Source organism: Pararoseomonas sp. SCSIO 73927 (assembly GCF_037040815.1).
Lineage (GTDB): Bacteria > Pseudomonadota > Alphaproteobacteria > Acetobacterales > Acetobacteraceae > Roseomonas.
The window spans coordinates 5,269,743-5,295,725 of sequence record NZ_CP146232.1 but is presented as its reverse complement, the minus strand read 5'-3'; the positions used below and the strand labels follow the sequence as shown (position 1 = coordinate 5,295,725).

Here is a 25,983-nt window from a genome sequence, read left to right as displayed (position 1 = left end):
TCCGCCCTAAACCTGTCCACGCAACGCGAAAGGACTGGAACTGGGCATGAAGGTGGACACGGATCGCTTCCTGGCGGACCTGAAGCGGCTGCGCGAGTTCGGCGCGTTCCGCACCGGCGTCCACCGCCCCACCTACTCCCCCCAGGACATGGAGGCCCGCCACTGGTTCCTCTCCCGCCTGCGGGAGGAGGGGCTGGAGGCCGAGATGGACGGCATCGGCAACATCCTCGGCCGCAGTCCGAAGCCAGGGCCCCACCTGCTGGCCGGCAGCCACCTGGAGAGCCAGAACGAGGCGGGCTGGCTCGACGGCGCGCTGGGCTGCGTGGCCGCGCTGCACCTCGCCGCCAGCGGCCTGCCCGTGGACGTGGCCGTCTTCGCCGACGAGGAAGGCCATTACGGCAGCTTCATCGGCAGCCGCTCCTTCACCGGCCTGCTGGAGGAGGCGGAGATCGACCGCCTGGCCAACAAGTACCACGACAAGCCCCTGCGCGACGCGCTGCGCGAGGCCGGGCTGGAGGGCCGCCCGCGCATCCAGGCCGACCCCGCCCGCTACCGAGGCTTCCTGGAGATGCACATCGAGCAGGGCCGGCAGCTGGAGAAGCGCGGCCTCGGCATCGGCGTCGTCACCGGCATCGTCGCCATCTGGCAGTGGCGCATCGTGATCGAGGGCCAGCAGAACCACGCCGGCACCACCACCATGGACGAGCGGCGCGACGCCGGCATGGCCGCCGTGCGCCTCCTCGCCATGATCGACGAGGAGTTCCCCCGCCACTGCGCGGAGCGCACGGTCTGGACCGCGGGCCGCATCGCCCTCTCCCCCGGCGCCCCCTCCATCATCCCCGGCCGCGCCGAGATCCTGTTCCAGTACCGGGACGTGGACATCGACGTGCTGCGCCGGCTGGAAACCGTCCTCCGCCGCTGCGTCGCCGAGAGCAACCGGCGCGAGCGCACCGAGGCGACGCTGGAAGCCCTGTCCCTCTCCACCCCCGCCGTCTGTGACCCCGCCTTCCAGGACGCGCTGGAGGCAGCCGCCGAGGCGCTGGCGCCCGGCAGGTCGCTCCGCATGCCCTCCGGCGCCGGGCACGACGCGCAGTACCTGGCCCGCATCATGCCAGCCGCCATGCTCTTCGTGCCCTCCATCAACGGCATCAGCCACCACTGGACGGAGGACACGAAGGACGAGGACCTGGCTCTCGGGATGCGCGTGCTGGCGGAAGGCGCGCGGCGCATCCTGGCGGGGTAAGCCGCCCCGGCCCGATTGACACCCCACCCACCCCGCGGAAGGCTGCGCGCGCGACAACGAGGGAGGATGCGGCGATGGACCTCGCCCTGAGGGGCCGCAGGGCCGTGGTCACCGGCGGCTCGCTCGGCATCGGCCGCGCCATCGCGGGGGAGCTGGCCGGGGAAGGGGTGTCCGTCGCCATCCTCGCCCGGGACGCCGCCCGGCTGGAAGCGGCCGCCCGCGATATCGCCGCCGAGACCGGCGCCCGCGTGATCCCCATCCCCGCCGACCTCTCCACCGCCGCCGCGGTGGAGCAGGCCGCCGAACAGGCCGTGGCCGCGCTGGGCGGGGTGGACATCCTCGTCAACAACGCCGGCGCCACCCCCATGGGCCGGATCGGCGACACGGCGGACGCCACCTGGGCCAAGTCCATCGAGTTGAAGCTGATGGGCTACGCCCGCCTCGCCCGCGCCCTCACGCCGGGGATGCGGGAGCGGCGCTGGGGCCGCGTGGTGAACATCATCGGCCGCTCCGGCCACCAGCCCCGGGCCAACTACATCGTCGGCAGCTCGGTCAACGCCTCGCTGCTCGCCTTCACCCACGCGCTGGCGCAGGAATGCGCACCGGACAACGTCCTCGTCACCGGCGTGAACCCCGGCCCCATCCGCACGCCGCGCTGGGACAGCCTCACCGCCCAGGGCGCCGCCGATACGGGCCGCAGCGCCGAGGCCGAGAACAACGCGGCGATCGAGGGCGTCGCGCTCCGCCGCCTCGGCACGCCGGAGGAGGTGGCGGGCCTCGTCGCCTTTCTCTGCTCCGACCGCGCCGCCTACATCACCGGCACGATGATCGACGTCGACGGCGGCGGCACGCGCTGCATCTGACCGGCGTCGTCACGCGCCGCCCAGGAGAGGACCCGCCTTGCCCACGCTTGAGACCGCCCCCGGCATCACCGTCCACTACACGGTGGACGACTTCACCGATCCCTGGGTTCCCGGCCCGACGGTCCTCTTCCTCCACGGCCTCGCCGAGAGCGGGGAGGCGTTCCGCCCCTTCGTCCCGCCGCTCGCCCGCCGCGCGCGCGTGGTGCGGCTGGACCTGCGGGGCTATGGCCGCTCTCCCGCCCTTCCGGCGGACCATCCCTGGCGCTTCGACAGCCTCGTGGGCGACGTCGCCGCCCTGATCCGGCACCTGGGCGTGGAACGGGTCCACCTCGTCGGCGGCAAGATCGGCGGCACCATCGCCCTCGCCGTCGCGGCCCGCCACCCGGAGCTGGTGGACCGCCTCGCCGTGCTCGGCGGCCCCGCCTCCCTCACCAACATGGCCGGCCGCACCCCGGCCTGGCGCGCCCAGATCGCGTCGGAGGGCGTCCGCCCCTGGGTGCGCGGAAGCAATGCCGGCCGCATGGGCACGCGCATGGTCCCCGCCCAGTTGCAGTGGTGGGAGGACCTGATGTCGCGGACCGCCGCCTCCACCCTGGAGGGCTTCCTGCAGATGGTGCCCACCGTGGACGTGACGGCCGAGGTGGACCGCATCCGGGCCCCGGCCCTGATCGTCACCACGACGGGCAGCGGCCTGGGCTCCGTGGACGAGGTCCGCGCCTGGCAGGAGCGCATCCCCGGCTCCCGCCTCGTCGTGCTGCAGAACGATTCCTACCACGTCGCCGCCTCGGACCCGGACGAGACGGCCCTGCTCGTGCGGGACTTCCTCTTCGGCTGACGCCCCGGCGGCCCGGGCCCGTCTATCCCGCCCGGGCCCCGGAGGCCTCGACCACCCGCGACCAGAGGTCGCGCTCCCGCGCGATGAAAGTCCCGAAGGCCTCGCCCGTCATCCCCGCGGGCTCCGCCCCTGCCGTCGAGAGCTTGGCCCGCAGGCCGGGATCGCCCAGCGCCTCGGAGACCAGCCCCCCGATCCGCGCCCGCAAAGGCGCCGCCAGGCCGGAGGGGCCGGCCAGCCCGAACCAGGCCTCCACCTTGAAATCCGGGAGCCCCGACTCCGCCAGGGTCGGCACCTCCGGCAGCGCCGCAGAGCGCTGCGGCCCGGCCACGGCCAGGGCGCGCACCCGCCCGTCCCGCACCTGCGGCAACACCGCCGGCAGATTGTCGAACAGCATCCCGATCTGCCCGGCCACCAGATCCGTCATTGCCGGCGCCGCGCCGCGATAGGGCACGTGCACGATGTCCACCCCCGCCGTGCTGCGGAACAGCTCCCCGGCCAGGTGGTTGGTGCTGCCGTTCCCGGAGGACCCGAAGGCGACCTTCCCCGGCTGCGCCTTCGCCAGCGCGACCAGCCCCGCCACGTCGCGCACGGGCAGCTCCGGCCCGGTCATCAGCACGATCTGCACCGTCGCCACCAGCGCCAGCGGCACCAGGTCGCGGGCGGCGACGTAAGGCATGCTGGGAAACAGGGCGTTGTTGATGGTCAGCGGCCCCGGCGCGGTCAGGAGCAGCGTCGTGCCGTCCGGCGCCGCCTTGGCCACCGCATCCGCCCCCACATTGCCGCCGGCGCCGGAGCGGTTCTCCACGATCCAGGGCTGCCCGGTCCGCTCCCGCATGGTCTCGCAGAGGAGCCGCGCGACGATGTCGTTCGATCCGCCCGGCGGGAAGGGAACGATCACCCGCACGGGCCGGTCCGGCCAGGCCGGCTGCGCCATGGCACCCCGCGCGGCTCCCGCGGCCAGCGCGAGCGCAACCAGACCACGCCTGTCGATCATCGGCCGCGTCCTCCCGTTCTTCGTTCGGGCGAGCCTGCGGTCTGCGGTGGCAGGGCACAAGACTCTCCCCGCCCGCCCCAACTCCCTCGATCCGGTCAGACCCGCCTGGCCGAGAGCCCTGCCGCCAGCGCCCCGGCAAAGGCCAGAGCCGCCAGCCACCAGGGTTCCCAGGCCCCCGTCGCCAGGCCGGTCACGGCGGCGGCGGCCAGCATCCCGGCCCCGGCCGGCCCGGCGCCCCAGCCCAGCGCGAGCACCGCCAGGGCGGCGAGGCCGAGGCCTATCCAGCCCAGTTCCAGAAAGACCTGCGCGGCGGCGTTGCCGGGCCGCGCGGGGACCCGCCTGCCGGCAGGGACAGCATCGGCCGGAAGGCCGAGCCGCGCTGCGGCCTCCGGTGGCACCCCGGCATCGGGCAGGCTGCCGGCGGCCTCCACGCCCCGGCCGACCAGCGGCGCGCGCCCGGCCCGCTCCAGCGCCAGGTCCAGGGCGAGGAGGCGCTGCAACCCGGCGGCGGATGCGCCGCGCGCGAGGTCCGGCATCGCCCGCGGCAGCAGCACGGGCGCGGCGAGCAGGGCAGCGGCCAGGACCAGTGCGAGAAGGGAGGAGGCGAAGCGCCCGCCGGCCCCGGCGAGCAGCGCGGCCCCGGCCCCCGCCAGGGCGGCCAGGCGCGCTGTCTCGTCCGGCAGCAGCGCCGCGCCCCCGGCCGCGGAGGCGAGCAGGAGCCAGCGCAGGGGTGCTGCCAGCCGCAGCCGCAGCGCCAGGGGCGGCAGGAGGGCGAGGAAGGCCGCCGCCGGGCCGGGGGCGGCGGCCGGGCCGAGATGGGCCAGGACCAGCCCGGCGCCCAGCCCGAGCACGGCGCAGGCCGCCAGGGCCCGCCGGATGCCCGGCCGCTCCTCCGCCACCGCCGCGGCTCCGACGCCGCCGAGCAGGGTGGCCAGGGCGAGGAGTCCCGCTCCCGCCAGCGCCCGCGCCGGGTCGGGTGCCCAAAGGGCGGAGACCGCGGCCCAGGCCGCGAGCGCCAGCGGCACAAGCGCAACGGGGCCGGGCAGGGGCCAGGCGCCTCCCTCCCAGCGGCGGCCAAGCAGGGTGAGCAGCAGGGCGAGGCCGAGCAGCGGCGCCAGGGCGACCGGCACCAGCACCGCCACCGCTGGCCCGGCGAGCGCGGCGAGGAGGAGCGGCCCCGTCGCCGCCCGCCACCAGGGCCCGGGTGAGCCGCGGTAGAGGGCACCCGGGCCGGGGCCGTCGTCGAACTCGCTCGCGCGCAGGTCGCGCAGCGCGGGGGGCTGGCCGATGAAGGAGGAGGCGCGCGGCGCCATGCGGGCCTCGGAGGGAAGGCGGGGTGGATCGTCGCAGCGCTTCTAGCGTCGCCGCCCGCCGGGCCCAAGCCCGTGCGTTCCGCGCCCGGCCGTGGCATGGCGCGGGGATGCGCCTCTCCCCCCGGTCCCGCACCGCCCTCCTCCTGGTCGCCGTCGCCGGGGTCATGGCCGCCACCCTGCTGGCCATGGGCCGGATCCCGATCTGCGCCTGCGGCACCGTGAAGCTCTGGCACGGCGCGGTGAACAGCGCGGAGAACTCCCAGCACCTCGCCGACTGGTACTCGCTCTCGCACGTCATCCACGGGCTGCTCTTCTACGCGGCCCTCCGCTGGCTGGCGCCGCGCGCGGGGCTCGGCGCGCGCGCCGCCATGGCCGCGCTGCTGGAGGCGGCCTGGGAGATCGCGGAGAACACCCCGATGGTGATCGACCGCTACCGCGAGGCGACGGCGGCGCTCGGCTACACCGGCGACAGCGTGGTCAACTCCCTCGCCGATCTCGGCTTCATGCTGCTGGGCTTCCTGATCGCGGCGCGGCTGCCGTGGTGGCTCTCCCTCCTGCTCGGGATCGGGATGGAGCTGCTGGCCCTGGCGGTGATCCGGGACAACCTGACCCTGAACGTGCTGATGCTCCTCTACCCGCTCGACGCTGTCCGCCGCTGGCAGTCCGCGCTGCCAAGCTGACCGAGGGGCTGAGACCTAGGCGGACGACCGGGGCCGCTCACGTTTCGTGTCGCGGAAACGCCACCGATCTGTCATCCCGTCCCGCCGGAAGCCCGTCTAGAGGGCGCCGCATCGACAAAGGAAAGACGACGGTGCCGGTGAGCGTGGATGAGCCCGCCCTGACGCAGCAGGCCATGGAGGACCTCGGCAGCAATCCCGCGCCGGAGGACCCCATCGCTTCCGTGATCGGCCGCCGCATGGCGCGCCGGACGGCCCTGCGCGGGCTGTTCGGTGCCGCCGTGGCCGGCGTGCTGCCCGCCGCGCTGCCCGGGCGGGCGCGGGCGCAGGGCCAGGGAGACGGCGCCTCCACCTTCGGCTTCCGCGGCCTGCCCCATTCCAACGGCCCCGATTCCGTGGTGCCGGAGGGATACGAGACCCAGACGGTCCTGCGCTGGGGCGATCCCGTCCTGCCCGGCGCCCCGGATTTCGATCCCGCGAACCAGACGCCCGAGGCGCAGGCCCTGCAGTTCGGCTACAACAACGACTACCTGGACTTCTTCCCGCTTCCCAAGGGCACGAAGGGCGGGGAGCACGGGCTGCTCGTGGTGAACCACGAGTACACCAACCCAGAGCTGATGTTCCCCGGCCTCGGCGATGCCCGCGCCGCCCGCGGCCGCGCCAGCGCCGCCCAGGTCCGCACCCAGATGATGGCGCACGGCGCCAGCGTGGTGGAGATCCGCCGGCAGGACGGGCGCTGGGCGCCGGTGCCGGGCGGCGCGATGAATCGCCGCCTTACCGCTGAGACCCCGATGCGCGTCGGCGGCCCCGCCGCGGGGCATGAGCGGCTGCGCACGAAGGCGGACCCGACCGGCACGCGCGTGCTGGGCACGCTGAACAACTGCGCCGGCGGCAACACGCCCTGGGGCACGGTCCTGATCGCCGAGGAGAACTTCAACTACTACTTCGGCGGCCCCGCCGTGGGCCAGGGTGACCAGGCGGCCGCCCACAAGCGGTACGGGCTGGCGCCGGAGCCGCTCTTCCCCTGGTTCCGGCACGAGAGCCGCTTCGACGTGGGCGAGGAGCCGAACGAGCCCAACCGCTTCGGCTGGGTGGTGGAGTTCGACCCCTACGACCCGCAATCCGTGCCGGTGAAGCGCACCGCCCTCGGCCGCTTCAAGCACGAGGGCTGCACCCACGCGATCGCCCCGGACGGCCGCGTGGTGATCTACATGGGCGACGATGAGCGCTTCGACTACGTCTACAAGTTCGTCACCGCCCGCCCCTGGAACCGCGACGACCCGGGCGCCAACCGCGACCTGCTGGATGACGGCACGCTGATGGTCGCCCGCTTCCACGACGACGGCACGCTGGACTGGCTTCCCCTGGTCCACGGCGAGGGCCCGCTGACCGAGGCGAACGGCTTCCGGGGCCAGGGCGACGTCCTGATCGAGGCCCGCCGCGCCGCCGACCTGCTCGGCGCGACGCCCATGGACCGGCCGGAGGACGTGGAGGCCAACCCCGTCAACGGCCGCGTCTACGTGATGCTGACGAACAACGGCACCCGCCGCCCGGATCGCCTGGACGCCACCAACCCGCGCGCGGCCAACGTGCACGGCCACGCGCTGGAGATCATCCCGCCGGGGCGCGACCACGCGGCCCGCACGGCGCGGTGGGAGGTGTTCCTGATGGCCGGCCAGCCCGGGAAGGATCCCGGCACCGCCTATCATCGCGCGGTCGGGCCGGATTCCGGCTGGCTCTCCTGCCCGGACAACTGCGCCTTCGACAGCAAGGGCCGCATCTGGATCGCGACCGACGGCGCCCCCCACTCGGCCAAGGTGTCGGACGGGCTCTACGCCGCCGACACGGAGGGGGAGGGCCGCGCCCTCACCCGCCGCTTCTACGCGGCCCCCCAGGGCGCGGAGGTCTGCGGCCCGCTGATCGGGCCGGAGGACCGCACGGTGTTCCTCGCCATCCAGCACCCCGGCGAGGACCCCGGCAGCACCTTCGAGAACCCCTCCACCCGCTGGCCGGACTTCCGGCCGGACATGCCGCCGCGGCCCTCCGTCATCGCCATCGTGAAGAAGGACGGGGGCGTGGTCGGGAGCTGACCACGCCCCCCGGGCTTAGCCCGCCGCGGGAATGCGGGCGACGACCTTGATCTCGAAGTCGAAGCCCGCGAGCCAGGTCACGCCCACCGACGTCCAGGTCGGGTAGGGCGGCGCCCCGAAGATCTCGTCCTTCACGGCCAGCCAGGTCGCGAACTGCTTCTCCGGGTCCGTGTGGAAGGTGATCACGTCGACCACGTCGTCGAAGCCCGCGCCGGCGGCCCTCAGCACCTCGCTCAGCCGCTCGAAGGCGAGCCGGACCTGCTTCTCGTAGTCCGGCTCCGGGGATCCGTCCTCCCGGCTGCCGACCTGGCCGGAGACGAAGAGGAGGTCGCCGGACCGGACAGCCGCCGAGTAGCGGTACTTCTCGTAGAGCGCCTGCTGGCCGGGCGGGACGATCACGTCGCGCTTGTTCATCGGGTCTCTCCTGCTCTGGGAGGCCGGGGACTCAGCGCCGGCCACCGGGACAATCCATATACGCCCCGTATGCCGGCATCTCGGGACATACGGGGTGTATGTCAACCCGTGCACGCGACGCATGCGAGATGCGGGGGTGATTCTGGACAGTGGTCGGCGCGCGGTGGTGATGGAGGAGACCCGGGCCAAGCTCGTCCCGGCGGCGCGGAAAGCCTGCGCCGAGAAGGGCTACGCGGCCGCCATTCTGAACGAGCTGACCGCGGGGGCGGGCCTGACGCGGGGCGCGCTCTACCACAACCCCGGCGACAGGAAGGGCCTGCTGCGGGAGGGCTGAGGGCCCCTCAGCCCTCCCGCAGCCCGTCCGCCACCAGCATCGCCCCCGCCACCGCCAGGGCGATCGCCAGCCCCGGCCACAGCGCCGCCATCGGCGCGCTGAACACCAGGTCCTGCGCGTTCGCCAGCATGTTCCCCCAGGAGGCCGCCGGCGGCTGGATGCCCAGCCCGAGGAAGGAGAGCGTGCTCTCCGCCAGGATCGCTCCCGCCACCGCCAGCGATCCCGCCACCGCCAGCGGCGCCGCCAGCGCGGGCACCACGTGCCGCCGCAGCAGCCGCCCTTCGCCAACGCCCAGCGCCCGCGCCGCCCGCACATGGTCCCGCGCCAGCACGGAGATGGCGGCCGCGCGCGTCAGCCGCGCCACCCCCACCCAGCCGAACAGCGCGAGGATGGCCACGATCCGCACCACGTCCGCCGAGGCGTCCCCGCGCGGCAGGCCGATGGCGGAGGGGTCCAGCGCCGCCAGCAGCACCAGCAGCGGCAGCGCGGGCAGCGCGAGGAGCCCGTCCGCCACCCGCATCACCACCGCGTCCACCCATCCCCCGCGCCACGCCGCGAGCAGCCCCGCCGCCAGCCCGATCACCGTGGAGGCAACCGCCGCCGCCGCCCCGACGGCAAGCGAAACGCGCGCCCCCAGCAGCAGCCGCACCAGGATGTCCCGCCCCAGCTCGTCCGTGCCCAGCGGGTGCGCGGGCGATGGCGGCGCCTGCCGCGCCAGGATGTCCGGCACCTCCGGGTCCACGCCCAGCCACGCCGCCACCCACGGCGCCGCAACCGCCGCGATCACCAGCAGCAGCAGGATCGCCGCCCCCGCGCGCAGCCGCGTCATGCCGCCAGCCTCGGGTCCAGCGCGCGCTGCGCGAGGTCGGCGGCCAGGGTCGCCAGCATCGTCACCCCCGCCACAAGCAGCAGCGCGAGGAGCGCAAGGTTCTGGTCGCTGCCCATCACCGCATCCGTCAGCAGCTTCCCCATGCCGGGCCGCGCGAAGACCGTCTCCGTGATCAGCGCGCCGGAGACGAGCGCCCCCGCATCCAGAGCCAGCACGGAGAGCAGCGGCACGGCAGCGTTCGGCAGCGCGTGGGTGAAGGCGATTCGCGATTCCGGCGCCCCGCGCGCGCGGGCGGCGGTGATCCAGGGCGCGCGCAACACCTCCGCCATCGCCGCCACCGTGTGGCGCGCATAGGCCGCGAGATGCGCGACCGCGAGGGTCGCGACCGGCAGCACCAGGAAGCGCGCCGCCTCGAGCACGCCGCCGCCGCCGGAATCCGGCACCCCGCCCGCCGGCAACCACCCCAGCGCGACGGCGAAGAGGATGATCAGCAGGATCCCCAGCCAGAAGGCCGGCACGGCCTGGGAGACGAGCGCCAGCGCGTCCACCGCCCCCCGCCAGCGCGGCCGCAGCGCCGCCAGCATCCCGGCCGCCACGCCGATCCCCGCCGCCAGCGCCAGCGCCGTTCCCAGCAGCACGAGGCTGCCCCGCAGCGCCGGCCACAGAACCTCCGCCACCGGGCGTGCGAAAAGGCGGGAATAGCCGAACTCCCCGCGCAGCACGCCCGCGGCCCAGGCCCACCATCGCGCCAGAAGCGGCTGGTCCAGCCCGTGCAGCGCCCGCATCCGCGCCACGTCCTCCGGCCCCAGCCGCGGGTCGGCCATCATGGCGAGCGAGATCGGGTCCCCCGGCATGGCGCCGATGGCGAGGTAGGCGAGGAGCGAGAGGATGACGAGCGTCGCCGCGATCTGCGGCACCCGCCATGCGATCACCCGCAGCACGTCAGCGCACCCGCCACTCCGCCACCCAGAGCGAGGAGGGCGACATGTTCCCCGTCGGCCGCACGCCCTCTAGCCAGGTCGGCAGCACGTGCGGCTCCGCCCGGTGCCACAGGGGAAGGGCGGGCAGGTCGCGGTGCGTCATCGCCTGCAGCCGCGCCCACATCGGCCGGCGCCGCTCCGCGTCCAGCTCCTGCGGCAGCGCCTCCAGCAGCGCGTCCATCTCCGGGTTCGCGTAGCCCGGGAAGTTCTGCCCGGACCAGTTCCGCTCCGCGCGCGGGATCTCGTCGGAGTGCAGGGTGGTGCGCGGGACGTTCTCCGGGCTGCTGATCCAGGCGAACAGCACCGCGCCGTTGAAGCCGCGCTTCGACAGGGTCTCCCCGAACAGCACGCGCGGCGGCTGGTTGGCGATGCGCGCCTCCACCCCCGCCGCGCGCCACATGCCCTGGATCACCTGCAGCACCGTCTCGCGCGAGCGGTTCCCCGCCGTGGTCTGCAGATCGACGGAGAGCCGCACCCCCTCCGCGTTGCGCCGGATGCCGTCCGGCCCCGGTCTCCAGCCAGCCTCCTCCAGCAGCGCCCCCGCGCGGGCAGGGTCGAAGGGCCAGGGCGCCAGGGCCTTGTCGATCATCGGGTCGTCCGGGTGGATCGCGGTGGCGGCCACGGGCTGTCGGCCGTCGAAGAGGCTGCCCGCGATCCGCCCGCGGTCGATGGCCATGATCAGCGCCTGCCGCACCCGCGCGTCGGAGAGCGGCGGCTGGTCCATCCGCAGGTCCAGGTGCTCCCAAACCAGCCCCGGCCGGTACTCGAAGCGGAAGCGTCCGCGCGCCCGCCTCTCCAGCGCGATCGCCTGGTCCAGCGAGAGCCCGAGTTCCCCCGAGATCATGTCCAGCTGCCCCGCGAGAAGCTGCGCCTCGAGCGCCGCCGAATTCTCGACCACCCGCACGTTGATGCGCCGGAAGGCGGGCGCCGGCCCCGCCCAGGCCGCGTTGCGCTCCAGCGTCACCCCCGCGCCCGGCTGCACGGCGGCGATGCGATACGGCCCGTTCCACAGACCGGGATTCGCCGTGTCCGTGTCGTAGGCGGTGCGGGACCGGTAGTTGCGCCGGTCCGCCTCCCAGATGGGGCGATCGATATGGGTGGGCAGGGGCTCGAAGCCGCCCGCGCTGCCCGCCTCGAAGTTCACCCGGTCGAAGCGCAGCGTCACCGTGCGCGGATCCGGCGACTGGAACTCGTAGGCGCTGCGGTAGAACTCGGCGCCGCCGAAGCCCGTCTCGAAGGCCCGCCCCGCCTCCCAGGCGAAGCGCATGTCCTCCGCCGTCACCGGGCGCCCGTCGCCCCAGCGCCCATCCTCCCGCAGCCGCCAGGTCACGCGCATCCCCGGCTTGCCGTCCGGCGTCGTCTCCAGCACCACGCCGCCATTCCCGATCGTCGGCACCGCCTCGCAGGCGAAGCAGACGGGCCTCCAGTCCGGCCCGTGCCCCGTCAGCGGCCGCCGCGCGAAGCCCAGGATATAGGACTTCGCCAGCATGCTCTCGATGTTCGGGTGGAAGGTCCCGGTGGCCTGGGCGATGCCGACCGTCAGCGTGTCGCGCGGCTGTGCCACCCCTTGGGCCTGCCCGGTGAGGGGCAGCAGGGAGAGGGGCAGCAGGGAGAGGAGAAGGGCCGCGCCGAGGCGGCGGGGGAGGGCAGCTTGGGGCGTCCGCATCGGCGGATGATGCAGGGCTTCCCCGCCCCGGACTAGCGCCCGCGCCGGAAGGTCCGGTGCTCCTCCTCCACCATGGCCGCCGCGGCCGCCGCCATCCGCCCGAGCCAGCCCCCGCGCTGCGCCCGCAGGTGCCGCCGGATCGCCTCCCGCGCGCCCTCGCCCCCCAGGTGGATCGCGGCCAGCTCCGCCCCCATGGCGCGCAGCATCGGCGCCCCGACCAGAACCTCCCGCCCCATCCGCCTCGCGCCCGTCCTGGCGGAAGGGAAGACCTCTCCCGCCTCGATCTTGCGGTTGTTCGGGGAGAGGCGCCGCACGGCGATGCCGTTGGCCACCCGGTACCAGGGATCCGGCGCGCGGAAGCGCCCTGTCGCGATCTCCATGCAGCGAAGGGCGTGCCCGCCGCCGTGCGCGCGCGCCCAGGCGGAGGGAACCACCCCTTTCGCCTCCCGGATCACCAGATCCCCCGCCCACTCCGCCTCCGCCACCCAGCGGGGGCGGCCGAGGCTGCCCACTCCGGCGCCGCGGTACCAGAAGCGGGACGGCTCGGCCCCCGGCGGCATCGCCGTCCGCAGCGCCGTCTCGTAGCGGGGCCAGAGCTTCGGGCGCCCCCGCTTCGGGCGCGCCTCGAAGGCCTCCCGCTTCTTCCGCAGCCCGTTCCAGAACTCCGCCCGGTGCCCCTCCGGGACCATCACGGTCTCGCGCAGCCCCCGGCGCTCCCGGTCCAGCACCGCCGCGCCGGGCGCCTCCAGCCCCGCGGCGTAGCCGGCCAGGATGTCCCGCGCGATCGCCGCCGCCCCCCGCTCCCCGCCCGCCAGCAGCCCGCTGACGGCCAGGCGCAGCAGGTCCAGCGGGTAGGGCATCGCCGCCGCCTCGTCGTAGTCGTTCACGCCCCAGACCAGCCGGCCGTCCAGGTCGCGCCAGGTGCCGAAATTCTCCAGGTGGACGTCCCCCACCGCCAGCACGGCCGGGGCGGAGCCGAGGTCCGGCGCCACTTCCAGCACCGTCTCCGCCCAGCGCCAGAAGGTGGCGCGCAGGAAGGGGAAGGGATCCCGGCCCGCCATCTTCCGGTGCTTCTCGTCCAGCCCCTCCTGCAGCACCTCCCGCCCCATCTGCGCGCGCAGGTCGTCCTCGTAGCGCGCCACCGATGCCAGGATGTCCATCCTCCGCCCCCTCAGGCCGGCCCGGGGGTGAAGACGGGGGTGAGGACGGGGGTCAGGACGGGTTGGCCTGAGAAGTGCGCCGTCAGGTTCTCGATCACCAGGTCAATCGTCGCCGCCACCGCCTCCGGCGAGCGCCCGGCGACGTGCGGGGTGAGGGTGACGTTCTCCAGCGCCGCCAACCCCTCGGGCAGCACCGGCTCGCCCTCCACCACGTCCAGCGCGGCGCCCGCGATGCGCCCCGCCCGCAGCGCCGCGATCAGCGCCTCCGTGTCCACCACCGTCCCGCGGGCAATATTGATCAGGAACCCCTCCGGCCCCAGCGCGTCCAGCACGGCCGCATCGACCAGGTGCCGTGTGCCTGCCCCGCCTGGCGTCGCGATCACCAGGAAGTCGCACCACGCCGCCAAGGCAACGGGGGTGGGGAAGAAGGCGTGCTCCACCCCTTCCTGCCTCTGCCGCCCGCAATATCCCACCGCCATCCCGAAGCCGCCCGCGCCGCGCCCCGCGATCGCCGCGCCGATCCGGCCGAGACCAAGAATGCCCAGCCGCTTCCCGAACACCGCCGGCCGCGTCAGCCGAGGCCACGCCCCGCGCCGCACGGCCGCGTCCGCCCGCACGATCCCCCGCGCCGCCGCCAGCAGCAGCGCCATCGCGTGGTCCGCCACGGAGCTGTCGTTCGTGCCGGGCCCGTGGGTGACGACGAGGCCGCGCGCCCGGGCCGCCGCGACGTCGATCCGCTCGAATCCCGCCCCCTGGGCGAGGACGATCTCCAGCGCGGGCATCCGCTCCATCTCCGCGGCGGTGAGCCCCGTGGAGCCGTTGGTCAGCACGGCCCGGAACCTCGGGCCATCCTCAGCCACCGCCCGCTCCCGCTCCGCCGCGGCCAGGCGGAGGTCGAATCCTGCCCCGCTCAGCCGCGCCCTCTGCTCCGGCAGCAGCTCGATCAGGACGAGGACGGGGATGGGCATGGCGCGTCGCCTCCGGGCCCGGGTGGCGGGCTCTGGCGGATGATGCGGGGCGCGCGCCGCATCAGCCACCCCCCCCCCCGCGCTCAATCTCCCAGCAGGAAGTCCGCCAGCAACTTCACGTTCAGCACCACGATCAGCGCCGCCGAGGCCCAGCCCAGCGCCAGCTGCCAGCGCGGCGCCGAGAGCACCCCCAGCCGCTTGCGGTCCCCCGCGAAGAGCATCAGCGGGATCACCGCGAAGGGCAGCTGCAGCGAGAGCACGACCTGCGACAGCACGAGCATCCGCGCCGTCCCGCTCTCCCCGTAGATCGCCGTCACGATCACGGCGGGGATGATGGCGATCAGCCGCGTCACCAGCCGCCTCACCACCGGGTTCAGCCGGATGTGCAGGAAGCCCTCCATCACCACCTGCCCCGCCAGCGTGGCCGTGACGGTGGAGTTCAGCCCGCAGGCCAGCAGCGCGACCGCGAACAGGTAGGGCGCCGCGGTGCCGAGGATCGGCGCCAGCAGCTTGTGCGCGTCCTGGATCTCCGCAACCTCCGTATTGCCGCTGGCGTGGAAGGCGGCGGCGGCGAGGATGAGGATGGAGGAGTTGATGAGCAGCGCGAGGCCGAGCGCCACCGTGCTGTCGATCGTGGCGAAGCGGATCGCCTCCCGCTTCCCCGCCTCGTCCCGCCCGATGTCGCGGGACTGGATGACGGCGGTGTGCAGGTACAGGTTGTGCGGCATCACCGTCGCGCCGAGGATGCCGAGCGCGATGTAGAGCTGCGTCTCGTTCGTCACGATCGAGGCGGAGGGCAGGTAGCCCCGGAGCACCGCGCCCCACTCCGGGTCCGCCAGCGCAACCTGCACCACGAAGCACCCGGCGATGAGGGCGATCATCCCCATGATGAAGGCCTCCAGCCAGCGCATCCCCTTGTTCTGCAGCCAGAGGATGAGGAAGGCGTCCAGCGCCGTCAGCAGCACGCCCGCCATCAGCGGGATGCCGAACAGCAGCTGCAGCGCGATGGCCGTGCCGATGAGCTCCGCCAGGTCCGTCGCGCAGATCGCGACCTCGGCCAGGAACCAAAGGGGAAGGCCAACCCAGCGCGGAAAGCGGTCCCGGCAGAGCTGCGCCAGGTCGTGCCCCGTCGCGATCCCGATCCGCGCGCAGAGCGCCTGCAGCAGGATCGCCATCAGCGAGGAGAGCAGCGCGACGGTGAGCAGCGTGTACCCGAAGGCCGATCCGCCCGCGAGCGCGGTGGCCCAGTTGCCGGGGTCCATGTAGCCCACCGCGACGAGGTAGCCCGGCCCGATGAAGGCCATCAGCCGCCGCAGCCAGGACCCGGCATTCGGGACGGCGACGCTGCGGTTCACCTCCGGCAGGCTGCGGCCATCCTCGCTCCGTCCGGCCAGGGGAAGATCGCCTCGTGCCATCAGACCTCTTCTCTCCTGTCATCGGGCACGAATGAACACCTGTTCAGGTCGAGACCTGTCCAGGCATGTCGTTGAATCCCAAGGGCTTGTGGGAATGTGGATGCTCTGCTGCAGGGCCGCAAGCGCGCGGCCGCGCGCTCCTCGCCGGATCGTGCGGGGATCGCACCTGGGCAGCCACGGCCCGCATACCCCACTAGGGGCGCATGAAGAAGCAACGCTCGCCGCTGCCCGGGCTGGTCGCCCTGCCCACCCTGATCCTGGCTGCCCTGGTTCTGCCCGCCCTGGTTCTGCCCGCCCTGCCGGCCGCGGCCCAGACCGCGCCGCCCGCCACCCTGCCCACGCGGGACGTGGCGGTGACCTACCGCGCCCTCGGCGACGGGGCGCCGTCCGACACCTTCGGCATGGCCTGGTCGGTCACGGAAGGAAAGCAGCGGGTGGATCCGCCCGGCGGCATCGGCTGGATGCTGGTGGACCGCAGGGCCGGCACCGCCGTGATGGTGATGGACGGGCAGCGCGCGGTGATGGCCCTGCCGCCGGAGGCCGTGCGGGCGCTGACCCAGGCCGTGCCGGAGGGCGTGCGTTTCGAGCGCCGGGGCACCGCCACGGTCGCCGGCCAGGCCTGCACGGAGTGGGCCGCCACCGGCCCGCAGGGCCAGGGCGTGGCCTGCCTGACGCAGGATGGCGTGACGCTGCGCGCCACCGGTCAGGCCCCGAACGGCGGGCAGGGCGGGATCGAGGCGACGGAGGTGCGCTACGGAGCGCAGGATCCCGCGCGCTTCCGAGTGCCGGAGGGCTACCAGACGATGCAGGGCATGCCGGGCGGCGCCCCGCCGGCGCGCTAGGCCGCGGCAGGAGCGCCGGGGATGCCCGGCCCTTCTCCCTCGCGGCCGGCGACGCCTCAGCCCGCGGTGATCCCCTTGGCCACCGCCTCCTCCGCGCTGCCGATGCCGCCGCGCGCCTTGGACCAGGCCATCGGGTCCTCCAGGAAGCGCCGCACCTCGCGCAGCGCCTCCTCGGAGAAGTAGGGGCGCTCGCGGCACACCTCCAGCACGTCCCACCAGGTGCAGAGGTGGTGCAGGTTCAGGTTCATCGCCTTCATCGTGTCGAAGGCGCCGGGGAAGACGCCGTAGAAGAACACCACGAAGGTGTCGTCGCAGATGGCGCCGGCGTCGCGCAGCGCCTGGGTGAAGCGGATCTTGGAGCCGCCATCGGTGGTCAGGTCCTCCACCAGCACGGTGCGCTTGCCCTCCGGCACGTCGCCCTCGATCTGCGCGTTGCGGCCGAAGCCTTTGGGCTTCTTCCGCACATAGGCCATCGGCGCCATCAGCCGGTCCGCGATCCAGGCGGCGAAGGGGATGCCCGCCGTCTCGCCGCCCACCACGGCCTCGATCGCCTCGTAGCCGATGTGGCGGCCGATCTTCTCCGCGGCCAGGTCGCAGATCACGCGGCGGGCGCGGGGGAAGAAGATGATGCGGCGGCAGTCGATATAGACCGGGCTCTTCCAGCCCGAGGTGAAGGTGTAGGGCTCCTCCGGCCGGAAGTTGACGGCCTTGATCTCCAGGAGGATGCGGGCGGTGGTGAGCGCCGCGTCGCGGTCCCACTCGGAGGCGTGCTGCATGGCCATGTCGAAATCCCCTCTCCCGGCCTGTGCTCTGATGGGCGGCGGCGCGAATCCGCCGATCCCTAGCGGCCCGGCCCGGCCGCGTCCATGCGAAGGGAGGGCAGGGCAGGGGTGAGCGAGGAGGGAAGGGTCTGGGTCCTCGCCGACCCGCGCGCGGGCACGGCCGCGCAGGCGCTGGGTGTCGCGGAGCGGCTGGGGCGGCCCTTCCGGGTCATCCCGCTGGAATGGGGCCCGCTCGCGCGCCTGCCGCTGCCCTGGCCGAGCCTCCTCGGCCTGACCGGCGCCGCGCGGGACGGGCTGCGCCGGGCGGCGCTGGAGGGGCCCTGGTCCGGCGTGCCGTCCTTCACCATTCCCCGCATCGTCCCGGAATGGCCCGCCCTGGTGATCGGCGCCGGCCGCCGCTCCGCTCCCGTTTCCCGCTGGCTGCGCCGGCGGGGCGCGCGGACGGTGCACCTCATGCGGCCGGGAGCGGGGGCGGAGGACTTCGACCTGCTGGTGATCGGCCGCCACGACCGCCCGGACCGCGCCCCCAACGTTCTGCCGATCCTCGGCGCCACCCACCGCATCTCCCCCGCCGTCCTGGCGGTGGCCGGGGAGTCCCGACCGGACCTTGCCGCGCTGCTCCGCCCGCGCGTGGCCGTGCTGCTCGGCGGCGCCGTGCGGGGGGAGGGGATGGACCCCGCCGAGGCGGTCGCGATCATCGACCGGGTGCTTCCCCATGCCGGAAGCGTCCTCGCCACCACCAGCCGCCGCACCGGCCCCGCCGCGGCGGATGCGGTGGCCGCGCGCCTCTTCGGCGTGCCCGGCCTGCTGCACCGCTGGGGCGGAGAGGGGCCGAACCCCTACGCCGCCTTCCTGGCCCTGGCCGACGCGGTGGTCGTGACGGGCGACTCCGTCTCCATGCTGTCGGAGGCGCTGGCGACATCCGCGCCCGTTTTCGTCGCGGGCGCCCCGCCCGGCGCGCCCCGCCACCTCGCCCTGCGCGAGGGCCTCTTCGCCGCCGGGCAGGCCGCGCCGTTCGAGAACTTCCCCCATGCCCCGCCCCGCGCGCCGCTGGACGAGAGCGGGCGCGTGGCGGCCCTCATCCAGGAGCGATTCCTGGACGGCTGATCCCTTCTAGCGCCGCTGCGGCACCAGCGGCCCGGGCGCCTGCTTGCGCCGATACCCCGCCGGCACCCGGAACCGGGCCGGGTCCTGCGCGCCGTAGCGGACGGAGGTCGCCTCCATCCGGTTCTCGCCCCCGCCCGGCAGGGCGGAGACGGACCGCAGCAGCACCCCGTCCGCCGTCACGCAGACCGTCGTCCGGCGCGGCCCGGCCCATAAAGTGCAGGCCTCCCCCGCCACCCGGTCCTCCCTGCCTTTCGTCAGGGCGGCGCCGTCGGGCGGCTCCAGCCGCATCCCGGCCGCCATCTCGCGCGGCATCTCCATGAAGGCGCGCTCGGAATCCACCACCATGGTCGCGCGGGGCGGGTCCCGCTCCACCAGGATCCAGCCCGGCGCCCCCGGCGGCTCCAGGCGCGAGAGGCCGGACGCCGTCCAGGCCACCCGCATCTCCGCCGTCCCAGGCCCGGCGCCGGAGATCCGGTAGGTCACGGCCACGTCGCGGGTGGGGGTGAAGGACGGGCCTCCCGAGCCCGGTGCAGCCCCCGGCGGCGCCCCTGATGCCATTTCCCGACGGGATTCCTGGGCACCGGCTCCGGTGGCCAGAGCGAGGAGGAGCGCGGGAACCAGGGCAATGGCCGCCATCATGCCGGCGCTCCTCGACGATGCGGCGCCGGTCTGCCCGTTCCGCGGCACGCTTCCAAGCCCCGCCCGCGCCGGTCAGTCCAGCCGCACCGAGGGCCGCGCCAGGGACCGCAGCGCCCCCGCCGCCCAGACCAGCGGCGCCCGCCACCCGTGCACCACCAGCTGGAACTGCCGGTACAGCATCGCGTAGCTCAGCCGGGCCAGCCATCCCTCGATAAAGGCCCCCTTCAGCACCCCCAGCCGCCCGAGGCTGCCGAAGGCGTCGTAATCTCCCAGCGAGACGAGGGAGCCGCGCGGCACGTAGTGGAAAGGCGGGATCGGCGCGCCGGAGAGCCGCCCCGGCAGGTGCCGGGCCAGGTGCCGGGCCTGCTGGTGCGCCACCTGGGCCGTGGCGGGCAGGGGCTTGTCCTGCCCCGCCGGCACCAGCGCGGCGCAGTCGCCCAGCGCGAGGATCGCGGGGTCCGTCACGCTCACCATGTCCTCCCCCACCCGGATCCGCCCGGCCCGGTCCAGCTCCAGCCCGTCCAGCTCGCGGGTTACGCCGGGCGCGCGGACGCCGGCGGCCCAGACGCGGATGGAGGCCTCGATCCGCCGCCCGTCCTTCAGCACCACCCCGTGCTCGTCCACCTCGGCCACCGCCGCCCCGGTCAACACCTCCACGCCGAGGTTCCGCAGCACGGCCGTGGCGGAGTTCGAGACCTTCTCCGGCAGCGCGGCGAGGATGCGCGGCGCCATCTCCACCAGCGTCACCCGCAGACGGCCCCGCAGATCCGGCACGCCGTAGCCGGAGGCGAGGTCCAGCGCCTGGTGCAGCTCCGCCGCCAGTTCCGTCCCCGTGGCCCCGCCGCCGACGATGACGATCGAGACCTCGCGCACCGCCGGGTCGTCCAGCGCCCGCACCACCGCGCGGCGCAGATGCACGCGGAAGCCCTCCGCCTGCTCGCGGCTGTCGATGAACACCGCGTGCTGCCGCACCCCCGGCGTGCCGAAATCATCCGCCGTGCTGCCGAGGGCGAGCACCAGCGTGTCGTAGGGCACCTCCGCCGTCACCTCGTCCCGCCCGGCCTCGTCCTGCACCGTACCTAGGGTGATGCGCCGCGCCGCCCGGTCGATCCCGCGCAGGGTGCCTGGGCGGAAGGCCATGCCCAGGCGCGCCGCGTGGTCCAGGTAGGTGATCTCGTCCTGCGCCGTGTCCAGCGTGCCCGCCGCCACCTGGTGCAGCCGCGGCTTCCACACGTGGGAGGAGGCGCGGTCCACCAGCGTCACCGCCAGCCCCGGCACGCCGCGCCGCGCGAGGCGGGTGGCCAGGTCCAGCCCGCCCGCCCCCGCGCCCATCACCACCAGCCGGTGCAGTTCCGCCATCGCCCCATCCTCCCGCCCTGCGCCGCGGGGGTAAGGGGCTTGCCGCCCGGCCGGTTGCGGGGCACCAACCCCTGTCTTCACGCGAGGGGAACGGACATGGCGCGCAAGCACCGCATCGCGGTGGTCCCGGGGGACGGGATCGGGAAGGAAACCACGCCCGAGGGCCTGCGCGTGCTGGACGCCGCCGCCCACCGCTTCGGCTTCGAGCTGGAGCTGACCCATTACGACTGGTCCTGCGAGACCTACGCCAGGACCGGCAAGATGATGCCGGATGACGGGCTGGAGCAGCTGCGGCAGTCCGATGCCGTCTTCCTCGGCGCCGTCGGCTGGCCGGGCGTGCCGGACAACGTCTCCCTCTGGGGCCTGCTGATCCCCATGCGGCGGGACTTCGACCAGTACATCTCGCTGCGCCCCTGCCGGCTGATGCCAGGCGTGCGGAGCCCGCTGGCCGGCCGCGAGCCGAAGGATATCGACTTCGTCGTGGTGCGGGAGAACACGGAGGGCGAGTACTCCTCCTCCGGCGGCCGCATGTTCCGCGGGACGGAGCGCGAGTTCGTGACGCAGGAGAGCGTCTTCACCCGCACGGGCTGCGACCGCGTGATGAAGTACGCCTTCGAGCTGGCGATGAAGCGCCCGCGCAGGAAGCTGACCTCCGCCACCAAGTCCAACGGCATCACCTTCACCATGCCCTTCTGGGATGAGCGCTTCGCCGAGATGGCGAAAGCCTACCCGGATATCGCCACGGACCAATTCCACATCGACATCCTCTGCGCCCACTTCGTGCAGCACCCCGACTGGTTCGACGTGGTGGTGGCCTCCAACCTCTTCGGCGACATCCTGTCGGACCTCGGCCCGGCGGTCGCGGGCTCCATCGGCATCGCGCCCTCCGCCAACATCAACCCGGAGCGGACCCACCCCTCCATGTTCGAGCCGGTTCACGGCTCGGCCCCGGACATCGCGGGGAAGGGGGTGGCCAACCCCATCGCGCAGATCTGGTCCGGCGCCCTGATGCTGGAGCACCTGGGCGAGCACGAGGCGGCGGCGGCGGTGACGGACGCCATCGAGTCCCTCCTCTCCGAGGGCGGCCCGCGCACCCGCGACCTGGGCGGCAACGCCGGCACGCTGGAGGTCGGAAAGGCCCTGGCCGAGGTGGTCGGGCGGGGCTAGCCAGCCCCTTTCCCGGCCGGGACCGGGCGCCGCCTCGCCGCCCGGTTACCACTGCACACTTGAACGCTTGTTCAGCTGTCGGTATAACACCAGCAGGTGTTGCGAGTTATTCTCAACAACATCGCAACACGGGGAACGGGATCGGATCGGATGGGGCACGACTACAGCTACATCGCCCGCAACTGCGAGCGGGCCGTCGTGACGGCCTACCGCGAGCTGCGCGACGTCGGGACGAACGACTACAGCGCCTTCGGTGCCTGCACCTCGCTGTACCGCATCCACCACCCCGAGGCCTCGGTGGCCGAGGCGCGCCGCCTCGTCGCGGAGTGGATCGACCACCACATCGTCCGCGTCGATCCCGGCCCCACCGCGGGCTGCGAGTGCGACTGACCCTGCCGGGCGCGCCTAGGCGCATCTGATGCCCATCGGGGACGGCCCCGGTGCGTAATTCAACCACGCCGGGACGGCCCGGCCCCACTGGAAGGGGCCCTGCCATGGCTTGGTTCTATCTCATCCTCGCCGGACTTCTCGAGATCCTCTGGGCTTACGGGATGAAAGCGTCCCAAGGCTTCACCCGCCCGGTCTGGAGCGCGGTCACCCTCGCCGCCATGGCCGCGAGCGTGGGCCTGTTGGCGCTGGCGATGCGCAGCCTGCCGCTCGGCACCGCCTACGCCATCTGGACGGGAATCGGCGCCCTCGGCGCCTTCATCCTCGGCATCGTCGCGCTGGGCGAGGCGGCCACGCCGATGCGGATCCTCAGCGCCGCCCTCATCCTCGCCGGCCTGATCGGCCTGAAGCTGGCCACGCCCTCCTGAGGCGCATCGAGGGCTCCGGGGCGGAGCCGGGCGGGAAGCGGCCCCCGAACCCTGGCCCGTCCCGCCCGCCTCAGCGGCACTCCTCCTCCCCGAGGAGGACGGGACGGAACCGGGTGCCGGCGAGGTCGAGGTCCGGAACCGGCGGCGGCACGATGCGGGCCTCCACTTCCAGCCCGGCCAGGTTCCTCCCCGGGCAGGTGTAGGGGGCGTCGTAGATCGCCGCCCGCCGCCACGCCGCCCCTTCCGGCCGCATGACCCAGAAGCGGCCGTCGATCGGCCCGACCAGCCAGGTCCCCTCGCCGAGCGGCGGAAAGGCGCGGGCGAGGCACTCGGCATCCACGCATTCCGGCAGCGCCGCCCGCATGGCCTCGCCCAGCCCCGCGGGAAGGGCCGTGCCGGCCGGCACGGCGCGAAGGCGCAGCGACGTCCCGGCGCCGGCGCTCTCGCGCGCGGGCTCCCGGCCGGGAAGGGCGACGCGCCCGGCGAGGCGGGCGATCTCCGGGTCGGGATGGCGCGCCAGCTCCTCCAGCACCCGCCTCCCGTCGCGCCCCAGCCGCTGGAAGCGGTGGAAGTCGAACTCGCCGGGCGCCGCCGCGCCGCGGAGCAGGCGGTCGCGCTGGCTCCGCGCCTCCAGCCGCGCGGGATCGCCGACCGGCAGGTTCAGCGCGGCGAGGACCGGCAGGGCCAGCACCGCCCCGGCGATGTTGGCCGGCTCCAGAAGCCGCATCCCCGGCCGGGCCGCGGCGATGGGGTAGGCCACGGCGTGGACGGCCAGCAGCGCCAGCAGCGCCGCGTTCACCACCCGCCCCTCCGTCAGCCCCTCCCCGGCGACCTGCCGCGCCAGCAGCCAGGCGGCGAGCGCGACGAGAAGGGGCAGGACGAAGGAGGCGAGACGGGCGGATTCGCGTAACAGGGCGGGCGGCGCTCCCCGGCCATCCCCGTGCACGGCGCTGACAAGGGCGACGAGCCCCCCGGCGGCGGCGATCAGCCAGCCCGGCGCGTCGCCGCTCAGCCCGAGCCCTGCCAGCCCCGTGAAGGGCAGGGCGACCAGGAAGGCGCCGGCCAGCCCCGCCAGGACGGGCGTCAGCCAGCCCAGCAGGCCGAGAAGGAGGTTCCGCAGCCCGAGCGTGAGCCGCCACCCCGCATCGGCAAGGTGGATGCCGCCGGCGCCGAGCACGGTGGTGACGGGCAGCACGAAGCCGGACGAGCCGCCCAGGCGGTTCAGCGCCTCGATGCCGATGGCCCCGAACAGCGCCGACCCGATCCAGTAGATGAGCCAGAAGCCCAGCACGAAGGTCCCGGCGAGGGCGAGCTGCAGCCCGGCGCGCCACGACGCCTCGAAGCAGTCGGCGTAGCGCGGCCACGGGCGGCGCCCGGCATCGGCCGCCGCCACCAGCGCCTGCCCGATGAAGAGGATGGCGATCAGGCTGAGCAGCAGGTGGTTGCTCGCCGGCGTCATCGTCAGGTCGCCGTGCTGCCGCAGATCATGCGTGCCGAGGAGCAGGATCAGCCCCGCCGCCACGCCCGCCCAGGCCGCCAGCACCCGCCCCCGGACATGGCCCAGCCCCAGCAGCACGGGCAGGGGCAGCAGCGTGACCAGCAGGACCAGCAGGCCGAAACCCTTCGGGTTCGCCGCCACCCAGGGGTGCGGGAAGCCGTCAGCCACGAGCCGGGAGAGGAGGTGGAGCGCCAACCCCTGCGCCACCCCGATGCCGAGCCGCGCGGCCAGGACGATGCGGGGCGGGATGGCCGATGCGGGTTCCGTCGCGTCCTGCGCCATGCTGCGTCCTCCGGCCGAATCCGCGGTCCGCCTCAACGGATGAGGTCCGGCGCAGGATGCCGGCGCCGGTCGCGATCGGGCAGGGGGGCGCGCGGCTATCTCTTCTCCATGTTCCAGAAGAACTGCACGGGGGAGAGCACCATCCCCGTCAGGTTCCTCCGGTACGCCATGGGCTGCTCCACCTTCCCCGCCGGGGCGTAGGGCACCACCTCGAAGGCGCGCCGCTCGATCCGGGCGGCGAGCGTCCTCTGCGTGTTGAGGTCGTCGCTGGCGATCCACCCGTCCCGCAGCGACTCCAGCTCCCGGTCCTCCGGCCAGCCGAACCAGGCCGCGGCGCCGTTGGCCCGGATCAGCGGGTGCAGCGCCGGGTTCAGCGTGTCCGCCCCGGACCACAGCGTGTGGAACACGGACCACCCGCCCGCCTCCGGCGCCCCGCGATTCGCCCGCCGCCCGATGAAGCTCGCCCAGTCCGTCGAGACGAGCTCCACGTTCATGCCGAGGTTCTTCAGCAGCTCCTGCGTCACGAGCGACTGGTTGTAGGCGATGGGCTGGTCCGCCGGCGCCAGCAGCACGACCTTCTCGTCCCTGTACCCGGCCTCCCGCAGCATCGCCCGGCCGCGGCCGATGTCGCCGCGGATGGCCTCCGCCCCGCCGGCGCCCGTGGACATGGGCGAGCCCGGGGTGAAGAAGGTCCTCGCCTCGGCGTAGTAGTCGGGGCTGCCGACCACCGCCTGCATGTAGTCCTCCTGCCGCATCGCCATCATCACGGCCTGGCGCACGCGGGCGTTGTTGAAGGGCGGCTGCAGGTGGTTGAACCGCATCAGCAGCGCGAGACCCAGCGGCACGTTCTGGATGGTGATGTTCCGGTCGCGCTTCAGCACGGGCAGCAGGTCCACGGGCGGCTGCTCGTACCAGTCCACCTCGCCCTGGATCAGCGCGCCCACGGCCGCCGATGGCTCGGTCAGTGCCAGCCACTCGATCCGGTCGATCCTGGCTACCTTCCCGCCCGCGGCCCAGGACGGCGCCTCCTCGCGCGGCCTGTAGGCCGCGAAGCGCTCGTAGACCGCGTTCTGCCCGGGAACCCACTGCCCGGCCTGGAACCGCCAGGGGCCGGAGCCGATCGCCTCCGTGATGTTGCGCGCGGGATCCGTCGCCGCCACCCGCTCCGGCATGATGAACGGCACGTTGGAGGAGAGCTTGCCCAGCGCCGCCGTGATCTGCGGGAAGGGGCGGCGCAGCCGCACGGCGAAGGTGCGCGCATCCACGGCGTCGTAGCCATCGACGAAGCCGGCGAAGGTCTGCCCGAAGGCGTCGCGCGCCGACCAGCGGCGGATGGAGGCGATGCAGTCCTGCGCCCGCACCGGCGTGTTGTCGTGGAACACCAGCCCGTCGCGCAGCTGGAAGGTCCAGCGCAGCCCGTCCGGCGCGCCCTCCCAGTGCTGCACCATCTGCGGGCGGATCCCGAAGTTCTCATCCGTCGCGAACAGCGTGTCGTAGATGAGGTAGCCGTGGTTCCGAATCACGTAGCTCGTCGCCACGATGGGATCGAGCGAGGGCAGCGGCGTGGAAGGGATGAAGCGCAGCGGCGCCGCCGCCTGCGCGCGCGCCGGCCCGATCCAGGGCATCCCGGCCACGCCGGTCGCGGCCCCGGCGGCCAGGAGCTTGCGTCGGGTGATGCTCATCGCGGTGTCCTCTGCTTCCGGTTCTGCAA

Annotated in this window: 25 protein-coding genes; 11 read left to right on the top strand and 14 right to left on the bottom strand. The window is 74.1% G+C overall.

Annotated elements, in window-relative coordinates:
- The first annotated feature begins 46 nt into the window (after nt 1-46).
- The 3 genes from VQH23_RS25005 (at nt 47) to VQH23_RS24995 (ending at nt 2,941) form a co-directional block, all read left to right on the top strand.
- Nucleotides 47-1,243 carry a Zn-dependent hydrolase gene (locus VQH23_RS25005; protein ID WP_338663379.1) on the top strand — a complete coding sequence of 399 codons (1,197 nt, stop codon included), beginning with the start codon at nt 47-49 and terminating at the stop codon, nt 1,241-1,243.
- Between the two features lie 74 nt (nt 1,244-1,317).
- Nucleotides 1,318-2,106, top strand: a complete 789-nt coding sequence (locus VQH23_RS25000; protein WP_338663378.1) for an SDR family oxidoreductase — start codon at nt 1,318-1,320, stop codon at nt 2,104-2,106.
- Nucleotides 2,107-2,143: 37 nt separating this feature from the next.
- Complete coding sequence (locus tag VQH23_RS24995; protein WP_338663377.1) at nt 2,144-2,941, top strand: alpha/beta hydrolase; 798 nt, start codon at nt 2,144-2,146, stop codon at nt 2,939-2,941.
- Between the two features lie 22 nt (nt 2,942-2,963).
- On the opposite strand, the gene VQH23_RS24990 is transcribed toward VQH23_RS24995, so the two are convergent.
- Nucleotides 2,964-3,935 carry a tripartite tricarboxylate transporter substrate binding protein gene (locus VQH23_RS24990; RefSeq protein WP_338663376.1) on the bottom strand — a complete coding sequence of 324 codons (972 nt, stop codon included), beginning with the start codon at nt 3,933-3,935 and terminating at the stop codon, nt 2,964-2,966.
- A gap of 95 nt (nt 3,936-4,030) precedes the next feature.
- Nucleotides 4,031-5,248, bottom strand: a complete 1,218-nt coding sequence (locus VQH23_RS24985) for a hypothetical protein (RefSeq protein ID WP_338663375.1) — start codon at nt 5,246-5,248, stop codon at nt 4,031-4,033.
- Nucleotides 5,249-5,355: 107 nt separating this feature from the next.
- Between VQH23_RS24985 and VQH23_RS24980 the strand changes: the two genes are divergently transcribed.
- Together VQH23_RS24980 and VQH23_RS24975 are read left to right on the top strand one after the other, a co-directional pair.
- Nucleotides 5,356-5,928 (top strand): DUF2585 family protein, encoded by a 573-nt coding sequence (locus VQH23_RS24980; RefSeq protein WP_338663374.1) that lies wholly within the window; start codon nt 5,356-5,358, stop codon nt 5,926-5,928.
- A gap of 137 nt (nt 5,929-6,065) precedes the next feature.
- Nucleotides 6,066-8,015 carry a PhoX family phosphatase gene (locus VQH23_RS24975; protein ID WP_338663373.1) on the top strand — a complete coding sequence of 650 codons (1,950 nt, stop codon included), beginning with the start codon at nt 6,066-6,068 and terminating at the stop codon, nt 8,013-8,015.
- 15 nt (nt 8,016-8,030) lie between these two features.
- Here VQH23_RS24975 and VQH23_RS24970 read toward each other — a convergent pair whose 3' ends face one another.
- Nucleotides 8,031-8,429: a RidA family protein gene (locus tag VQH23_RS24970; protein WP_338663372.1), complete on the bottom strand. Its 399-nt coding sequence runs from the start codon at nt 8,427-8,429 to the stop codon at nt 8,031-8,033.
- Nucleotides 8,430-8,550: 121 nt separating this feature from the next.
- Between VQH23_RS24970 and VQH23_RS24965 the strand changes: the two genes are divergently transcribed.
- Complete coding sequence (locus VQH23_RS24965; RefSeq protein ID WP_338663371.1) at nt 8,551-8,763, top strand: TetR family transcriptional regulator; 213 nt, start codon at nt 8,551-8,553, stop codon at nt 8,761-8,763.
- Nucleotides 8,764-8,770: 7 nt separating this feature from the next.
- Here VQH23_RS24965 and VQH23_RS24960 read toward each other — a convergent pair whose 3' ends face one another.
- From VQH23_RS24960 to VQH23_RS24935, 6 genes are all read right to left on the bottom strand, one after another.
- Nucleotides 8,771-9,592, bottom strand: coding sequence for an ABC transporter permease (locus VQH23_RS24960; RefSeq protein ID WP_338663370.1), 822 nt, complete (start codon nt 9,590-9,592; stop codon nt 8,771-8,773).
- Entirely contained in the window at nt 9,589-10,533 is a 945-nt protein-coding gene (locus tag VQH23_RS24955) for an ABC transporter permease (RefSeq protein WP_338663369.1), read from the bottom strand. Before VQH23_RS24955 ends, VQH23_RS24960 begins: the two co-directional genes overlap by 4 nt.
- A 1-nt stretch (nt 10,534) precedes the next feature.
- Complete coding sequence (locus VQH23_RS24950) at nt 10,535-12,238, bottom strand: peptide ABC transporter substrate-binding protein (protein ID WP_338663368.1); 1,704 nt, start codon at nt 12,236-12,238, stop codon at nt 10,535-10,537.
- A gap of 32 nt (nt 12,239-12,270) precedes the next feature.
- On the bottom strand, nt 12,271-13,398 hold the full coding sequence (locus VQH23_RS24945) for a DUF2252 family protein (RefSeq protein WP_338663367.1): 1,128 nt from the start codon (nt 13,396-13,398) through the stop codon (nt 12,271-12,273).
- 11 nt (nt 13,399-13,409) lie between these two features.
- A complete protein-coding gene (locus tag VQH23_RS24940) occupies nt 13,410-14,366 on the bottom strand; it encodes an NAD(P)-dependent oxidoreductase (RefSeq protein ID WP_338663366.1) in 957 nt (318 codons plus the stop codon).
- An 83-nt stretch (nt 14,367-14,449) separates the two neighbouring features.
- Nucleotides 14,450-15,781 carry an Nramp family divalent metal transporter gene (locus tag VQH23_RS24935; RefSeq protein ID WP_338663365.1) on the bottom strand — a complete coding sequence of 444 codons (1,332 nt, stop codon included), beginning with the start codon at nt 15,779-15,781 and terminating at the stop codon, nt 14,450-14,452.
- 203 nt (nt 15,782-15,984) lie between these two features.
- On the opposite strand from VQH23_RS24935, the gene VQH23_RS24930 reads away from it, so the two are divergent.
- Nucleotides 15,985-16,623 (top strand): hypothetical protein, encoded by a 639-nt coding sequence (locus tag VQH23_RS24930; RefSeq protein ID WP_338663364.1) that lies wholly within the window; start codon nt 15,985-15,987, stop codon nt 16,621-16,623.
- Nucleotides 16,624-16,679: 56 nt separating this feature from the next.
- On the opposite strand, the gene VQH23_RS24925 is transcribed toward VQH23_RS24930, so the two are convergent.
- Complete coding sequence (locus VQH23_RS24925) at nt 16,680-17,405, bottom strand: orotate phosphoribosyltransferase (RefSeq protein ID WP_338663363.1); 726 nt, start codon at nt 17,403-17,405, stop codon at nt 16,680-16,682.
- Nucleotides 17,406-17,513: 108 nt separating this feature from the next.
- Here VQH23_RS24925 and VQH23_RS24920 point away from each other — a divergent pair, with 108 nt between their 5' ends.
- Entirely contained in the window at nt 17,514-18,512 is a 999-nt protein-coding gene (locus VQH23_RS24920) for a mitochondrial fission ELM1 family protein (RefSeq protein ID WP_338663362.1), read from the top strand.
- Between the two features lie 6 nt (nt 18,513-18,518).
- Here VQH23_RS24920 and VQH23_RS24915 read toward each other — a convergent pair whose 3' ends face one another.
- Complete coding sequence (locus VQH23_RS24915) at nt 18,519-19,151, bottom strand: hypothetical protein (protein ID WP_338663361.1); 633 nt, start codon at nt 19,149-19,151, stop codon at nt 18,519-18,521.
- A gap of 72 nt (nt 19,152-19,223) precedes the next feature.
- Complete coding sequence (locus VQH23_RS24910) at nt 19,224-20,510, bottom strand: NAD(P)/FAD-dependent oxidoreductase (protein WP_338663360.1); 1,287 nt, start codon at nt 20,508-20,510, stop codon at nt 19,224-19,226.
- 96 nt (nt 20,511-20,606) lie between these two features.
- Here VQH23_RS24910 and VQH23_RS24905 point away from each other — a divergent pair, with 96 nt between their 5' ends.
- The 3 genes from VQH23_RS24905 (at nt 20,607) to sugE (ending at nt 22,492) form a co-directional block, all read left to right on the top strand.
- Entirely contained in the window at nt 20,607-21,677 is a 1,071-nt protein-coding gene (locus tag VQH23_RS24905; RefSeq protein ID WP_338663359.1) for a tartrate dehydrogenase, read from the top strand.
- A 150-nt stretch (nt 21,678-21,827) separates the two neighbouring features.
- A complete protein-coding gene (locus tag VQH23_RS24900; protein WP_338663358.1) occupies nt 21,828-22,067 on the top strand; it encodes a hypothetical protein in 240 nt (79 codons plus the stop codon).
- A 104-nt stretch (nt 22,068-22,171) separates the two neighbouring features.
- Nucleotides 22,172-22,492 carry a quaternary ammonium compound efflux SMR transporter SugE gene (gene sugE, locus VQH23_RS24895; RefSeq protein WP_338663357.1) on the top strand — a complete coding sequence of 107 codons (321 nt, stop codon included), beginning with the start codon at nt 22,172-22,174 and terminating at the stop codon, nt 22,490-22,492.
- A gap of 70 nt (nt 22,493-22,562) precedes the next feature.
- Here the strand turns inward: sugE and VQH23_RS24890 are convergent, their stop codons facing one another.
- Nucleotides 22,563-24,272, bottom strand: coding sequence for a hypothetical protein (locus VQH23_RS24890; protein WP_338663356.1), 1,710 nt, complete (start codon nt 24,270-24,272; stop codon nt 22,563-22,565).
- 95 nt (nt 24,273-24,367) lie between these two features.
- Nucleotides 24,368-25,954: an ABC transporter substrate-binding protein gene (locus VQH23_RS24885; protein ID WP_338663355.1), complete on the bottom strand. Its 1,587-nt coding sequence runs from the start codon at nt 25,952-25,954 to the stop codon at nt 24,368-24,370.
- Between the last annotated feature and the right edge of the window lie 29 nt (nt 25,955-25,983).

What these genes read in the sequence shown, in the direction of transcription:
- VQH23_RS24910 (WP_338663360.1), bottom strand. Translation starts at nt 20,510, where the DNA reads ATGGCGGAACTGCACCGGCTGGTGGTGATGGGCGCGGGGGCGGGCGGG.
- VQH23_RS24990 (WP_338663376.1), bottom strand. Translation starts at nt 3,935, where the DNA reads ATGATCGACAGGCGTGGTCTGGTTGCGCTCGCGCTGGCCGCGGGAGCC.
- VQH23_RS24905 (WP_338663359.1), top strand. Translation starts at nt 20,607, where the DNA reads ATGGCGCGCAAGCACCGCATCGCGGTGGTCCCGGGGGACGGGATCGGG.
- VQH23_RS24930 (WP_338663364.1), top strand. Translation starts at nt 15,985, where the DNA reads ATGAAGAAGCAACGCTCGCCGCTGCCCGGGCTGGTCGCCCTGCCCACC.
- VQH23_RS24945 (WP_338663367.1), bottom strand. Translation starts at nt 13,398, where the DNA reads ATGGACATCCTGGCATCGGTGGCGCGCTACGAGGACGACCTGCGCGCG.
- VQH23_RS24940 (WP_338663366.1), bottom strand. Translation starts at nt 14,366, where the DNA reads ATGCCCATCCCCGTCCTCGTCCTGATCGAGCTGCTGCCGGAGCAGAGG.
- VQH23_RS24960 (WP_338663370.1), bottom strand. Translation starts at nt 9,592, where the DNA reads ATGACGCGGCTGCGCGCGGGGGCGGCGATCCTGCTGCTGCTGGTGATC.
- VQH23_RS24890 (WP_338663356.1), bottom strand. Translation starts at nt 24,272, where the DNA reads ATGGCGCAGGACGCGACGGAACCCGCATCGGCCATCCCGCCCCGCATC.
- VQH23_RS24965 (WP_338663371.1), top strand. Translation starts at nt 8,551, where the DNA reads ATGCGAGATGCGGGGGTGATTCTGGACAGTGGTCGGCGCGCGGTGGTG.
- VQH23_RS24900 (WP_338663358.1), top strand. Translation starts at nt 21,828, where the DNA reads ATGGGGCACGACTACAGCTACATCGCCCGCAACTGCGAGCGGGCCGTC.
- VQH23_RS24885 (WP_338663355.1), bottom strand. Translation starts at nt 25,954, where the DNA reads ATGAGCATCACCCGACGCAAGCTCCTGGCCGCCGGGGCCGCGACCGGC.
- VQH23_RS25000 (WP_338663378.1), top strand. Translation starts at nt 1,318, where the DNA reads ATGGACCTCGCCCTGAGGGGCCGCAGGGCCGTGGTCACCGGCGGCTCG.
- sugE (WP_338663357.1), top strand. Translation starts at nt 22,172, where the DNA reads ATGGCTTGGTTCTATCTCATCCTCGCCGGACTTCTCGAGATCCTCTGG.
- VQH23_RS24915 (WP_338663361.1), bottom strand. Translation starts at nt 19,151, where the DNA reads ATGATGGCGGCCATTGCCCTGGTTCCCGCGCTCCTCCTCGCTCTGGCC.
- VQH23_RS25005 (WP_338663379.1), top strand. Translation starts at nt 47, where the DNA reads ATGAAGGTGGACACGGATCGCTTCCTGGCGGACCTGAAGCGGCTGCGC.
- VQH23_RS24950 (WP_338663368.1), bottom strand. Translation starts at nt 12,238, where the DNA reads ATGCGGACGCCCCAAGCTGCCCTCCCCCGCCGCCTCGGCGCGGCCCTT.
- VQH23_RS24935 (WP_338663365.1), bottom strand. Translation starts at nt 15,781, where the DNA reads ATGGCACGAGGCGATCTTCCCCTGGCCGGACGGAGCGAGGATGGCCGC.
- VQH23_RS24925 (WP_338663363.1), bottom strand. Translation starts at nt 17,405, where the DNA reads ATGGCCATGCAGCACGCCTCCGAGTGGGACCGCGACGCGGCGCTCACC.
- VQH23_RS24980 (WP_338663374.1), top strand. Translation starts at nt 5,356, where the DNA reads ATGCGCCTCTCCCCCCGGTCCCGCACCGCCCTCCTCCTGGTCGCCGTC.
- VQH23_RS24970 (WP_338663372.1), bottom strand. Translation starts at nt 8,429, where the DNA reads ATGAACAAGCGCGACGTGATCGTCCCGCCCGGCCAGCAGGCGCTCTAC.
- VQH23_RS24985 (WP_338663375.1), bottom strand. Translation starts at nt 5,248, where the DNA reads ATGGCGCCGCGCGCCTCCTCCTTCATCGGCCAGCCCCCCGCGCTGCGC.